The sequence below is a fragment of the Gordonia sihwensis genome, from assembly GCF_029632925.1.
GTDB lineage: Bacteria > Actinomycetota > Actinomycetes > Mycobacteriales > Mycobacteriaceae > Gordonia > Gordonia sihwensis.
In genome coordinates this window covers 992,976-1,006,575 of sequence record NZ_CP121248.1, presented here as the reverse complement: position 1 = coordinate 1,006,575, position 13,600 = coordinate 992,976, and the positions used below count along the sequence as shown (strand labels likewise).

Sequence of the window (13,600 nt, the reverse complement as noted above, 5' to 3'; positions counted from 1 at the left end):
CTATTCTCGCAAATCCAGCAGACGGCGGAGCGTCGGCGCGACCGCGTCGCGCAACGCGGCGGCGCTGATCGGCGCTCCTCCGCTCGCGAGCGCGGCGGCGCGCGCGTGCACCCGGGCCGCGCAGACGCCGGCCGAACGAGCGGGGAGTCCCGCCGCCAACAACGATCCGGCGATGCCGGTGAGCACGTCGCCCGCCCCGGCGGTCGCGGCCCAGGACGACTCCGCGTCGTTGCCGCTGACCCGACCGTCCGGGTCGGCCACCAGGGTGATCCGGCCCTTGAGCAGCACCGTCACCCCGAGCCTCTCGGCCAGGCCGCGCACTGCGCTCAGCCGGTCCGGCCCCGGTTCGGCTCCGGCGAGCCGGGCGAACTCCCCGGCGTGCGGCGTCAGCAGCGTCGGTGCGGTCCGATCCGCCAGAAGCTCGGGCGCACGCGCCAGCACGGTGAGCCCGTCGGCGTCGACCAGTGTCGGAAGGTCGGTCCCGAGCACATCTGCCAGTAGATCGTGTGCTTGCTCACCCGTGCCGATTCCGGGGCCGATCGCCCACGCCTGGACTCGCCCGGCATCGGCGACGGTGGACGCCGCGACCACCTCCGGCGACTTCGCCAGCACCTCGTCGACCGCCGGACCGACGTAGCGGGTCATGCCCGATGTGGCGGCCACCGCGGCCGAGGTGGCGAGCACCGCAGCCCCCGGGAACACCGCGGACCCGGCGATCACGCCGACCACGCCCTGCGAGTATTTGTCGTCGCCCGGCCCGGGAAGCGGCCACAGCGCGGCCACCTCCGCATCGCTCGGACTGGTCACCTGTGCAGCCGGTACCGGGATGCCGATGTCGGCCACCACCACCCGGCCGCAGGCCGGCGCGGCGAGCAGGTGGGCGAGCCTCGGCGCCCCGAAGGTCACGCACACGTCGGCCCGCACCGACGGTGTGTTCACCACGCCGGTGTCGGGATCGACGCCAGACGGAAGGTCGACGGAGAGCACCGCCGCGCCCGTGTCCGCGATCCGCGCGAAGACCTCCGCAGCCGGCGGTCGCAGCGGGCCGCGGCCGCCGAGCCCCACCACGGCGTCGACGGCGATGTCGAGTTCGTCCGGCACGGTGGCGCTCACGCGGCCGCCGGCGCTCCGGAACGCCGCCAGGCCCGCACCGTGCGCGTGATCGGGATCGAGCAGGAGTGCGTCGACTCTGACGCCGCGCCGCCGCAGACGAACTCCGGCGTAGAGCGCGTCGCCGCCGTTGTTTCCCGCGCCGACCACCAACAGCGCGCGCCGGCCGTAGACACCGCCGGTCCGCGCTCGCAGTTCGGCGCTCACCTGCGCCGCCACCGCATTCGCGGCCCGGGCCATCAGCACACCACCGCTGAGCAGATCGCCGGTCGCGGCTTCGGCGTCCCGGATCTGCGCGGCGGTGTAGTAGCCGGTCACCACGAGGTCCTCATCGCTATTCGACGGTGACGGACTTGGCCAGGTTCCGCGGCTTGTCGACGTCGTAGCCGCGCGCCTGGGCGACGGTGGCTGCGAACACCTGCAACGGGACCGTCGAGACCAGCGGTTGCAGGAGGGTCGCGGTGTGCGGGATCGGGATCAGATGGTCGGCGACCTCCGCCGCCGCGGTGTCCGTGGCCTCGGCGATCACGATCGTACGGGCACCGCGCGCCTGGATCTCGCGGATGTTGCTGATCATCTTGGAGTGCAGCAGGGCCCGGCCCTCGGGGGACGGCATCACCACGATCACCGGCAGCCCGTCTTCGATCAGGGCGATCGGGCCGTGCTTCAGCTCGCCTGCCGCGAAACCCTCGGCGTGGATGTACGCGAGTTCTTTGAGTTTGAGCGCGCCTTCCAGCGCCACCGGGTAGCCGACGTGCCTGCCGAGGAACAGGATCGTGTCGGCCGAGGCGAGGCCGCGGGCGAGCTCTCGGACGGGCTCCATCTGCTCGAGCACCTTCTCGACCGCGGCCGGGATCTGTTCCAGTGCCTCGAACTCGCGGGTCACCTCGTCGGCGTACTTGGTACCGACAGCCTGGGCCAGTGCGAGGCCCACCATGTAGGCCGCGGCGATCTGCGCGAGGAAGCACTTGGTGGACGCGACCCCGATCTCGGGGCCGGCGTGGGTGTAGAGCACGGCGTCCGATTCGCGCGGGATCTGCGCGCCGTTGGTGTTGCAGATCGCCAGGACGCGGGCCTTCTGGTCCTTGGCGTGGCGTACGGCCTCCAGGGTGTCGGCGGTCTCGCCGGACTGGCTGATCGCCACCACCAGCGTCGACCGGTCGAGCACCGGGTCGCGGTAGCGGAACTCGCTGGCGAGTTCCACCTCGACGGGCAGTCGGGTCCAGTGCTCGATCGCGTACTTGGCGATCAGTCCGGCGTGGTAGGCGGTGCCGCAGGCGACGACGAAGACCTTGTCGACGTCGCGCAGGTCCTGATCGCTCAGGCGCTGTTCGTCGAGCACGATCCGGCCGTTGCGGAGGTGACCGATCAGGGTGTCCGAGAGCGCCGCGGGCTGCTCGGCGATCTCTTTGAGCATGAAGTAGTCGTAGCCGCCCTTCTCCGCGGCGGCCAGGTCCCAGTCGATGTGGAACGGGGTGCCGCCGGTCGGGTTGCCGTCGAAGTCGGTGACCGCATAGGTGTCGGCGGTGATGACCACGACCTCGTCCTGACCGAGTTCGATCGCGTCGCGGGTGTGCTCGATGAACGCCGTCACGTCGGAGGCCACGAACATCTCGCCGTCGCCGACCCCGACGACCAGCGGGGTGGACCGGCGTGCGGCGACGATGGTGTCCGGGTGGTCGGCGTGGGTGAAGACCAGGGTGAAGGCGCCCTCCAGACGCCGCAGCGTGGCGTACGCGGCGGCCACGAAATCGCCCGCGTGCCGGCCCGACGCGTATTCGCGCTCCATCAGATGCACCGCGGTCTCGGTGTCTGTGTCGGAGGAGAATTCGATGCCGGAGTCTTCGAGCTCGGCACGCAGCGGCGCGTAGTTCTCGATGATCCCGTTGTGCACGACGGCGATCTTGTGGTCGGTGCTGAGGTGCGGGTGCGCGTTGCGATCGGTCGGTTGACCGTGCGTGGCCCAGCGCGTGTGGCCCATACCGGTGTGACCGGTGAGCGCCGCACGGCCGACTTCAGCGATCTGCTTGTCGAGGTTCTCCAGCCGGCCGGCCTTCTTCTCGACCGTCACCGCACCGTTGCCGTCCAGGATCGCCACGCCGGCCGAATCGTAGCCGCGGTACTCCATCCGGCGGAGGGCGTCCACGACGATGTCGAGCGCGTCGCGCTTGCCCACATATCCCACGATTCCACACATGGGTACCAAGAATAGCGTCAGGCGGAGCGTGGTTTAGCGCCGAGCAACTGGGACACGGTGTCCAGTTCGGGACGGTCGGCGGACTCGAGGTCGACGGCGAGCGCGTCGCCCATGGTGAGCTCGGGGTCGGAGAAGGCGGCGTACTTCTCGTCGCCGGTCAGCCGATGCAGGAAGAAGCCGGTCAGCTGCGCCCGAACCGCCTTGTGGACGGCTCGATCGGCGCCGTTGATGCCGATGAGGGACTTGACCGAGGGCGTCTCGACGAGGTCGCCCGCGTCCGCTCCGGGGAGTGTGCGCAACACCACATCGCCTGCGACGTTCTCCGCCAGGTCGAGTGCGTTGCCGGTCATCGACGCCAGGTGTCCGCTGCCTGCCAGCACCAGCGACGGCACCCGGACGGTCGCGGCCGCGGCAGGCAGGTCGGCGGTGGTGGGCGCGGGGAACACGGTCGCCAGCGCCTTGACGTTCATCGGCGGCCTGCCCAGCAGCACGGCGTCGGATGCGGCCCGGACCGCGGCGGCGGCACCGAACCCGTGTCCGGCGAGCCCGATCCGGTTCGGATCGACGCGGACCCGGCCGGTGCCGAGTTGCACGCTGCCGGCGACGGTCGCCGCGGCGCGCAGGTCGGTGCCCAGGGAGATGTCGGACGGGAACGGGCCCCGGCTGCCGTCGGGCGCGGCCGCCACGATGCCCCATGAGGCGAGGTGGAACAGCAGATCCCGGTAGCGGGCACTTCCCACCAGCCAGCCGTGCGCGAACGCCACTGCCGGAAGGTCGCTGCCGGTGCGCGGTGCGAAGATCTGACCGGACATGCCGACTATCCCGAGATCGCCGCGATCGACCTTGTTGGGTCCGCGGCGCGCGAGTTCCTTCATCAGCTTGTCGGGCGGAGGCGCCACGACCTTGTTGTTCCCGAACACGGCTCCCACCCTATGACATCGATCGCGGATAGGGACTCGGTGCCGACCGATCACCGTCCGCGCGTGCGCGGCCGCGCCGCGTCGAGTCCTGCGGCCAGCATCAGCCGCCCGAGCACGGCGTCGGCCGCATCGGCGTCGGCGCGCAGCCGGGCGCGGAGCCGCTGGACGCGCACCGGATCCTCGCGGGGTGCGGGCGCCGCCGCTGCCAAACGGTCGCGGTAGCGTCGGCCGGCCTGTTCGAACCCGCTCGCGGATTCGGCGGACAATGCCTCGAGTCGGTTCTCCGGAGACGTCACCGCAGATCCGCCAGTACGAGTTCGCCCGCCGAGCCGGTGTCGGTCGTCCATGCCGAGGCCACCTCCGCGAGGGCTGCGGCGATGGCGTCGGCGGCCAGCGCCCCCGCGGAGTCGGCGTAGTCAAGACGCGCATGCACTTCGGCTCGCAGTTCGCCTTCGGTGACCGCGCCGGCATTCAGAGCGGCAGGTACCGCGTCGAGGTCCACCCCGCCCAGCCTGCGACGGGACACCGTCTCCAGTACCGCCGCGTGGCGTGCGAGCACCTCTTCGAGGACCCGAGCGGCGTGGGTGGTCACGGCCGCCCCCTGCGTCAGCCGGCTCCGCAGATCGGCGACGTCGCCTGCCACCACCCGTACCGCGCTGCCCGCCGCGTGTCCGGATCTGCCGGACCATTCCCCGACCGTTGTCGCCGTCGCACCCGCTGCTCCCTCCGCGCGGGCGAGGCGGTCGGCCAGGTCGCTCAACCGTTGCGCATCCGCCACGAATGCCGGCATCCGAAACTCGTCCACCGCTGAATGAGGCCGGCGTACGGCCGCCTCGTCCACCGCGGTCAGGCCCAGTTCCCGGCAGGCGGCGATCACCGTCGCGAAACCGTCCGCGCACGAGCCCGTCATGCCGGCCGGCCCGTCGCCCACGACGCCGCGGCCGACTCCGCGTCGGCGAACGCCGCACCGGCCCGCCCCAGATCCGCGGCCACCGCGTCCACCGCGACTCCGCAGCCACGGAGCCGGGCGGCGAGATCGAGGAGCCGGTCCAGCGTGGCGTCCGCCGCACGACGCGGCGGACCGTGATCGGCCCAGTCGCACATCCCGCCGCCGTCGAGTTCCGCGGCGCATTCCGCGAGCGTCGTCACGATGTGCTGCTGGGCGGCGGTGAAGTCCGCGAGTTGGTCCAGATCGACGTGGATCGAGTCATTGCTTCCGGCGTCCATGCCTATTGGACGCACGCGCCGCCCGCACGGTTCCGCGACACGCCGAAAATGTCGCGTCCCCGACCGGGTCGGGCGTGTCTATCGCGGGGTGCTGGTCAGACGCCCGCGACCACAGCGGCCACGCGTTCGGCGATTCCGCGCGCCGACTCGGGGGTCTGCGCCTCCACCATCACCCGGACGAGTTGCTCGGTTCCCGACGGACGCAGCAGGATGCGCCCGCATCCGTCCAGTTCGGACTCGGCGGCCGCTACCGCGCTGAGCACCTCTTCGGCGACTGCGACGGCGTGTTTGTCGGAGACGGGGACGTTGATGAGCTCCTGCGGCAGAACCGTCATCACCCCGGCCAGATCGGCCAAGCGCTGTCCGGTCTGCGCCACCCGCGCGGCGAGCATGAGACCGGTGAGCACTCCGTCGCCGGTGGTTCCGACGGCCGGGACCACGATGTGGCCGGACTGCTCACCGCCGAGGGCGTAACCGCCCGAGCGCAGTTCCTCGAGGACGTAGCGGTCGCCCACGCCCGTCACCTTGAGCTCGATTCCCGCGCTCTTCATCGCCAGGTGCAAGCCGAGGTTGCTCATGACGGTGGCCACGAGGACGCCGTCGGTCAGGTGGCCCGCCTCGTGCATCGCCAGCGCCAGGATCGCCATGATCCGGTCGCCGTCGACCACCGAACCGGTCGAGTCGACCGCCAGGCACCGGTCGGCGTCACCGTCATGGGCCAGGCCGAGGTCGGCGCCGTACTCCAGGACGGCGGCCTGCAGTTTGTCCATGTGCGTGGAGCCGCACCCGTCGTTGATGTTGAGGCCGTCGGGCTCGGCGTGGATCGCGATGACCTTGGCGCCGGCGGCCTCATACGCGCGGGGAGCCACATGGGACGCCGCACCGTGTGCGCAGTCGACCACGAGCGTCAACCCGTCGAGCGAGGTCGGGACCGACTCGGCCAGATGAGCGAGGTAGCGTTCGGCGGCGTCCTGGGCGTCGCGGATCCGGCCCACACCGGCGCCGGTGGGACGGGGCTGGTCGGCGTGCATCGCCGCCTCGATCTCGTCCTCGACGTCGTCGGGGAGTTTGTGGCCGCCCGCGGCGAAGAACTTGATGCCGTTGTCGGGCATGGGATTGTGCGAGGCGGAGATCATCACTCCGAAATCCGCCCGATAGTCAGCCGTCAGAAAGGCGACGGCCGGGGTGGGGACCACTCCCACCCGGATGGCGTCGGCGCCCGCCGCGGCCAGACCGGCGCACAGCGCGGCCTCCAGGAGTTCGCCGGAGGCGCGGGGGTCACGTCCGACGACGACGCGCGGACGGGAACGAGCGTTTGCACCGAGAACGCGAACGGCGGCCGAGGCCAGGGCCAACGCCAGCTCTGCGGTGAGCTGGTCGTTGGCCCGGCCTCGGACGCCGTCGGTGCCGAAAAGGCGAGCCACAGTAGCCGAAGCGATCAGCGCTTGCTGTACTGCGAGGCCTTGCGGGCCTTCTTCAGGCCGTACTTCTTACGCTCCACAGCACGCGCGTCGCGGGTCAGGAAGCCGGCCTTCTTCAGTGCCGGACGATCCTCGGGGCTGACCTCGATGAGGCCGCGCGCGATGGCCAGACGCAGCGCGCCCGCCTGACCCGACGGGCCGCCGCCGACCAGGCGAGCGTGGATGTCGAAGGCGTCGGTGCGCTCGACGGTGACGAGCGGAGCCTTGATGAGCTGCTGGTGCACCTTGTTCGGGAAGTAGTCCTCGAGGGTGCGGCCGTTGAGCGTGAACTCGCCGGTGCCGGGCACCAGGCGGACCCGGACGATGGCCTCCTTGCGGCGGCCCACGGTCTGGATCGGGCGGTCGAGCACGACCGGTCCGCGAGTGGCGGTCTCGGTCTCGACGACCTCGACGGACTCCGTGGTGTAGCTGCCGTCCTCGTTCAGGGTCTCTTCTTCGATGACCTCGACGTCGACGTCGTTCAGGTTCTCGTTGGTCACTGGGCCACCTGCTTGATCTCGTAGTTGACCGGCTTCTGCGCGGTGTGCGGGTGGTTGGGGCCCGCGTAGACCTTGAGCTTGCCTGCGATGGCGTTGCCCAGCTTGTTCTTCGGGAGCATGCCCTTGACGGCGCTCTCGACGACGCGCTCGGGCTTGGTGGCCAGGAGCTCACCGATGCTCTGGGACTTCAGGCCGCCCGGGTGACCCGAGTGGCGGTAGAGACGCTTGTCGGTCAGCTTGTTGCCGCTGACGGCGACCTTCTCCGCGTTGATGATGATGACGTAGTCGCCGCCGTCGACGTGCGGGGCGAACGTGGGCTTGCCCTTGCCGCGGAGCAGGTTGGCGCTCGCGACGGCGAGGCGGCCGAGCACCACGTCGGTGGCGTCGATGACGTACCACTCGCGGGTCACGTCACCGGCCTTCGGGGTGTAGGTAGGCACAGTAGTCCTCTTTTGAACTCGTTTGCTGCTGGTCAGGCACTTCTGCAGAGCGTGCTCCCGGCGACCAGTGGGGACCCGGGCACTCTGTTGACGCAGGGCACCAGCGATCTAGCTTACGCGGGCTCGTCGACGCGGGTCAAAACGCGCGTCCGGCTGGGTCCGTATCGTCGATAGCATGACTTCAGTGATCAGCATCGGTCCCGGCGACGGCGCCCTCACCCTGCGCACCGGCGTCGCCGGGCGGGCGGCGCGGACCGGCCACAGCTTGACGATCGGGTTCGACGCGTGGCGAGCCGACATCGCCTTCGACGGCGACACTCCGGTCTCCGTGGCGCTGCGGGTGGACGTCGACTCCCTGCAGGTGCTCTCGGGCGAGGGCGGGCTGACTCCGATGACCGGTCCGGAACGGCTGGTCGCGCGCGCCAACGCTCTCAAGTCGCTGAAATCGTCCGCCTTCCCCGAGATCGTCTTCCGAGCCGGCGGCGTGTCGGCGAGCGGCGACGGCTACCGGTTGTCGGGCGATCTGACGATCTGCGGAGTCACCGAGCCCCACACCGTCGACGTGGCGGTGGACGGCAGCACCGTCTCCGGGCAGTCCGCGGTGACGCAGACGACGTTCGGGATCAAGCCGTATTCGCTGATGATGGGCGCCCTGAAGGTGGCCGACGAGGTGGTCGTGACGCTGGAGGCGTCGGTCACCGTCTCCTAATCGCTCACCACACGCAGCGAACCCACGGCCCCGCGGCACGGACCGTCCACCGACTCCTCCCCCGTGCCCGTCTGACAACCGATGCTGACCTGCGTGCCGCTCTCGACGGCCACGTACCAGGCCACGGGAGAACCCGACGCCGGCGTCTCGCGATACCCGATGACGCGACGGCCCGCATAGCTCACGTCGGCCGCGAACTCGGCCACCGCGTCGTCCCCGCGCTGCGCGATGCGGTTCCGCAGGCTCTCCGCGACCGTCGCGACGGTGGAACCGCCCCGCAGCCGCGAGACGACGACGATCAGCCGCCTGCCGTCGTCGGGGGCCGCGAACACCGTGCGGCTTCCGGCGGTCGCATCGTCCCCGTCACTGCGCCGCCACTGGCCCGGAACGGCGAGTTCGGCCCGGCCCACCTGGACCGTCTGCTGCGCGGACCGCTCCGGCCGCGGCCAATGCGCCCACCCGGCGGTCGCGGCTGCGGCCAGCACCAGCACCGCGGCGACGGCTGCCGGCGCGCGCAGTCCCCGGCGCGACGCGGCGATCGGTGGCGCGGGCAGGCCGGCGAGCAGCTCGGCGGCGCTCACCGGACCGAGCCGACCTCCGTGCCTGGTCAGAACCGTTCTGTCGACGGCCATCGCGCGGACACCGAAGGCTTCGAGCAGCAACCGCTGGGCGGCGGCGACCGATTCCGGATCGGGACCGTCGACGAAGACCGCGTCGGCGGCGCGCAACGGAGCCGACCACCCGGGTTCGGCCGATATCCGGCGCGGGAGGTCCACCGCGCCCCGCCCCAGCGACCACCGGCCGTCGGTGCGAGTCACCGTGTGCACGCTCCAGTGTCCGCCGGTGGCCGGCAGCATCCGGGTCTCCACCACGGCGCAGCGGTGCACGGTCGCGTCGGCGTGCGAAGCGGCGATCGCCACCGCCCGTGGAACGGGCTCGGCGGCGGCGCCCACGGAGGCGAGTTCGCCGACCAGAGCCTCGGTGCGGACCGGTCCCCATACGGTGGGCAGCAGGATCCGGGAGGCGCCGGCGGCGCGCCGCATCACCTCGCGCAGCGCCTGCCGGGCGAGGGCCCGCCGTTCGGCGCAGTCGATGTCCTCCAGCAGCGTCGTCAGGTCCACGGTGCCGCCGGGACCGGTCACACGTCCGTACGCGAGATCGATCACCGGGCCGCTCACGCCCGTTCTCCCAGCGCGACCTGGACGATCTCCGGCGACCGGTTGCGCGACACCAGTTCGCCGCGGCCGGCCGGCAGCCGCTGCAGGCGGTGCCTGCCCACCACGTAGCCCTCGTCGGGGTCGCCGTTCATCAGGAGGACATCGCACGAGAGGTCGCGCAGACAGGCGATCAGCGGATCGAACAGCGCTCGGCCGACACCGCCGGATCGGCGCGTGAGGATCAGCCGGAAACCGATGTCGCGACCGTGCCCGAGCAACTCGATCAATGGCGACAATGGATTCCCGGACGCCGTGGCGACGAGGTCGTAGTCGTCGACCACCAGATAGACGGTGGGCCCCGACCACCAGCTGCGGTCGACGAGTTGTTGCGGTGTCACGTCGTCGCCGGGCAGCCGCGCGGCGAAGTACTCGGCGAGTTGCGCCATCATCGGCCGCGCCGTGCGTTCGGAACTGGCGTAGCCGCCCAGATGCGTCTCCGGCACCTCTCCGAGCAGTCCGCGACGGTAATCGACGAGGACGAGCTTGACCTCGTCCGGATCTCCGCCGGCCACCAGTCCGCGGACCAGCGTGCGAAGCGTCTCGGTCTTGCCCGATTCGACGTCGGCGAACACCAGCAGGTGCGGCTGGGCGTCGAAGTCGAGGACGCACGGCCCCAAGTCGGTCTCCGACAGCCCGAGCGCGACCGTACCGGCCCGCGTCCCGGCTCCCTGCGCGGCGACGGTCTCCGCGAGCACGGAACCGTCCACCACTCGTGCGAGAGTCCGCACCTCCGGAGCCCGGCGATCGCCGTATTCCCGCGCGACGGCCTCGACCAGCTTCGCCGTTCCGGCGGACACATCGGTCGCGTCGGCGACGCCGTCCACCCGCGGCAGCGCCACCAGTAGGTGCTTCTCCTGCGCGGTCAGCCCGCGGCCCGGCCGTCCCTCCGGCACTCCGGCCGCGGCGCGGCGGCTCATCTCGGAATCGAGGGCGTCACCGAGCCGCAGTTCCACGCGACCGGCCATCAGGTCCTTCATGGCGGGCCGGATCTCGCCCCACCGCGACGCGCTGACCACCACGTGCACGCCGTACGCCAGCCCCGTCGAGACGAGGGCGTCGACCTTCTCCTCCAGCGCCTCGAAGTCGGCCCGGAGCACGCCGATCCCGTCGATGACCAGGAAGACGTCGCCGTACCGGTCGTCGGCGAAGCGGCCCGCAGCGCGCGCCGCGCGGTACTCCCGCATCGACTCGATGCCGTGCTCGGCGAAGCACGCCTCCCGGCTCGTCTTCACCGCCAGGATCTCGGCGAGCGTGCGGCGGATCCGGTCGTGCTGGACTCGGGTGGCCACCGAGCCGACGTGCGGCAGACCATCGAGTGCGGCGAGCGTGCCGCCGCCGAAGTCCAGACAGTAGAACTGCACCTGTTCGGGGGTGTGGGTCGTGGCGGCTCCGCAGATCAGGGTGCGCAGCGTGGTGGACTTGCCCGACTGCGGACCGCCCACGACAGCGACGTGCCCGGCCGCACCCGCGACGTCGAGCCATGCGGTGTCGCGCCGCTGCTCGAACGGCAGGTCGATGACCCCGTACGGAAAGGTCAAGGTGCCGGGTGCGGTGTCGCGTGCCAGCGCATCGAGGGTGATCGCCCGCTCCAGCGGCGGCAACCACACCCGATGCGGGGTGCGGCCGTGCCCGGCCAGTGCCGCGACCACCGTCTCGAGCACCGTCGCGGACGGACCCTCGTCGGCCTGGCCGTCCGGCTGCTCCGTGGCCGGTTCGGCGAGCGGGACCTCCGCGGTGGTGAACGCGACCGGCCGGGTCTGCGCACACGACGCGGAACCGGCAGACGGCCCCGCCGGTGGTCGATAGGGGCCGGAGACGAAGCACGTGTTGAAGCGTGTCGGCGCCGACGAATCGCACTTCAGGTAGGCCGCGCCGGGCGCACTCGGCAGGTGATAGGCGTCGGGGACGCCCAGCACAGTCCGGGACTCGTTGGCGGAGAAGGTCTTCAATCCGATCCGGTACGAGAGATGACTGTCGAGCCCGCGCAGCCTGCCCTCCTCGAGACGCTGGGACGCGAGCAGCAGGTGGATGTGCAGGGAGCGCCCCAGCCGGCCGATCGCCACGAACAGGTCCGCGAATTCCGGTTTCTGCGCGAGCAGTTCGGAGAACTCGTCGACGACGATGAAGAGGGCGGGCAGCGGGTCGAGCGGCGCCCCCGCCCGGCGGGCCTGTTCGTAGTCGGTGACATTGGCGAAGTTGCCTGCGGCGCGCAGCAGTTCCTGACGGCGGTTCAGTTCGCCGGAGAGTGCGTCGCCCATCCGGTCCACCATCGCGAGTTCCTGCTCGAGGTTGGTGATCACCGCGGCCGTGTGCTTGGCCTGCTCCAGACCGAGAAAGGTGGCCCCGCCCTTGAAGTCGACCAAGACCAGGTTCAACTCGTCCGGGGAGTGCGTCGCGATCAGCGCGAGGACGAGGGTGCGCAGCAGTTCGCTCTTAACAGAGCTTGGATAGTGACTGCGACTAGCGGGAACGCCGACACGCGACAAACGCAGGACGTTTACGCAGGTGCTCGCCGGGAGCTGGGGTGTTCCTTACAGTGGGGCTACGGCCCGAGACAGCAAACGGCCGAGCGGACCGGGGTTGTGCCCGGGCGCGACGAGGACAGCGGCACGGTTGCCGCACGTTCCGCATCTCCGCCGCGAGGCGTAGAGACCCGGTAACAGGGTGGTGTGGCGCGGTCGCTCGAAGAGAACTTCTTCGAGGGAACGCTGCTATGCCCGCTACAACGAATTTCGATGACGCCCTCCGGGCGTGGCTCGATGCCGTACTGGAGGACGCTCCGGTGCTCCCGCCGGAACGCACCGCCGCGATCGCGGCGCTGCTCGCGCCGTAGACACGAGGCTGAGAACGCCCCACCGGATGCTCCGGTGGGGCGTTCTGCTGTTCCGGGACCGTGGGAGCGAGTGTGGAGGTGTCGACGTGCTGGGGAGCGGGGGCATGGGTGGGCGTTCAGAACGGCCCGTAGCCCTCCGCTCCACCCCTGCGGCAGGCCAAAGTCGAAGACCTCCGACGATGCCAGTCCTCGATGTGGACATGTGGACATGCCCGCGCGGCAAAAGCCGCCGAAGACTGAAGGAAACCTGAGAGAACCACCATGAGGTCACCCTAAGTGAGGGTCACACAGAAGACCTCTACCTGCATATATATGACTAAATGCATATGAAGGTCTATTTATGTCATGCGCGAGGGCCCCGGGTGTGGACGTCTTGGCGGAGCCGATGTCCACATGTCCACATGTCCTCATTTGATTGCGTCACCGCAACCAATGCCAGCGGAGGTGGCTCGGCGACATGAGTCAGGGGCACACGTGCAAACCTCACAGGTGGATCCAGATGCCCCCGGGGACGCTCGGCTATTCCCCCGGGCCGCAGAGTAGCTGCCGCCCCTACTCAGCACCCTGTCGAAAGCTGAAGACTCGGCGCCATGGGGCACAGCTGGTCGCCCGCGGGCACCCAGCGATCTGAGACCCCTCGCCACAATGTGATATGTATCACTTCTGGCGGGTTGGGCTGAGTGAATCGCATTGTCGGGCGTTTTATTCGGGCCCGCTGCTGGGTGCGACGTTTTCGCCGATGAATGCCCCGACTTCATGGCGATCATCCCATGAGATTCGCCGTCGTGCATTATTGCGAAGTATTAGTTACACGGCCCTGACCTGCTATTTTGCCGTGTTCACGGGTGGACACAGAGGTACACATCGGGCAACCTGATGGCACGGCGAAAGACGCCGAGATCGAATCCCGAAAGGCGGGCCAATGACACAGCAAGACGCACAGCGCATCCAGCCCGCGAAGCGCATCCGGTGGGTCAGCCCAGCGGA

At 70.3% G+C, this 13,600-nt stretch carries 11 protein-coding genes and 1 pseudogene; 1 reads left to right on the top strand and 11 read right to left on the bottom strand.

What is annotated here, in order from left to right; genetic code table 11:
• From P5P27_RS04825 to rplM, 9 genes are all read right to left on the bottom strand, one after another.
• Positions 1-1,431 (bottom strand): NAD(P)H-hydrate dehydratase, encoded by a 1,431-nt coding sequence (locus P5P27_RS04825; protein ID WP_222111262.1) that lies wholly within the window; start codon positions 1,429-1,431, stop codon positions 1-3.
• 13 nt (positions 1,432-1,444) lie between these two features.
• Positions 1,445-3,307: a glutamine--fructose-6-phosphate transaminase (isomerizing) gene (gene glmS / locus P5P27_RS04820; protein ID WP_045540802.1), complete on the bottom strand. Its 1,863-nt coding sequence runs from the start codon at positions 3,305-3,307 to the stop codon at positions 1,445-1,447.
• A gap of 17 nt (positions 3,308-3,324) precedes the next feature.
• A complete protein-coding gene (locus P5P27_RS04815; RefSeq protein ID WP_006897165.1) occupies positions 3,325-4,227 on the bottom strand; it encodes an alpha/beta hydrolase family protein in 903 nt (300 codons plus the stop codon).
• A gap of 50 nt (positions 4,228-4,277) precedes the next feature.
• Entirely contained in the window at positions 4,278-4,523 is a 246-nt protein-coding gene (locus P5P27_RS04810) for a hypothetical protein (protein ID WP_006897164.1), read from the bottom strand.
• A complete protein-coding gene (locus tag P5P27_RS04805; protein WP_101841721.1) occupies positions 4,520-5,137 on the bottom strand; it encodes a hypothetical protein in 618 nt (205 codons plus the stop codon). Before P5P27_RS04805 ends, P5P27_RS04810 begins: the two co-directional genes overlap by 4 nt.
• Positions 5,134-5,454, bottom strand: a complete 321-nt coding sequence (locus P5P27_RS04800) for a hypothetical protein (protein WP_006897162.1) — start codon at positions 5,452-5,454, stop codon at positions 5,134-5,136. The genes P5P27_RS04805 and P5P27_RS04800 overlap by 4 nt, the downstream gene beginning before the upstream one ends.
• Positions 5,455-5,549: 95 nt before the next feature.
• Entirely contained in the window at positions 5,550-6,878 is a 1,329-nt protein-coding gene (gene glmM, locus P5P27_RS04795) for a phosphoglucosamine mutase (protein ID WP_062367114.1), read from the bottom strand.
• 14 nt (positions 6,879-6,892) lie between these two features.
• Positions 6,893-7,414 (bottom strand): 30S ribosomal protein S9, encoded by a 522-nt coding sequence (gene rpsI, locus P5P27_RS04790; RefSeq protein WP_006897160.1) that lies wholly within the window; start codon positions 7,412-7,414, stop codon positions 6,893-6,895.
• On the bottom strand, positions 7,411-7,854 hold the full coding sequence (gene rplM / locus P5P27_RS04785) for a 50S ribosomal protein L13 (RefSeq protein WP_006897159.1): 444 nt from the start codon (positions 7,852-7,854) through the stop codon (positions 7,411-7,413). Before rplM ends, rpsI begins: the two co-directional genes overlap by 4 nt.
• Positions 7,855-8,029: 175 nt before the next feature.
• On the opposite strand from rplM, the gene P5P27_RS04780 reads away from it, so the two are divergent.
• A complete protein-coding gene (locus P5P27_RS04780; RefSeq protein ID WP_278126629.1) occupies positions 8,030-8,563 on the top strand; it encodes a YceI family protein in 534 nt (177 codons plus the stop codon).
• On the opposite strand, the gene P5P27_RS04775 is transcribed toward P5P27_RS04780, so the two are convergent.
• Both P5P27_RS04775 and eccCb read right to left on the bottom strand, forming a co-directional pair.
• Positions 8,560-9,741, bottom strand: a complete 1,182-nt coding sequence (locus P5P27_RS04775; RefSeq protein ID WP_278126627.1) for a type VII secretion-associated protein — start codon at positions 9,739-9,741, stop codon at positions 8,560-8,562. The genes P5P27_RS04780 and P5P27_RS04775 overlap by 4 nt on opposite strands.
• A pseudogene (eccCb, locus tag P5P27_RS04770) lies at positions 9,738-12,221 on the bottom strand (type VII secretion protein EccCb); the annotation flags it as partial. The gene P5P27_RS04775 and the pseudogene eccCb, both read right to left, overlap by 4 nt.
• Positions 12,222-13,600 lie beyond the last annotated feature (1,379 nt).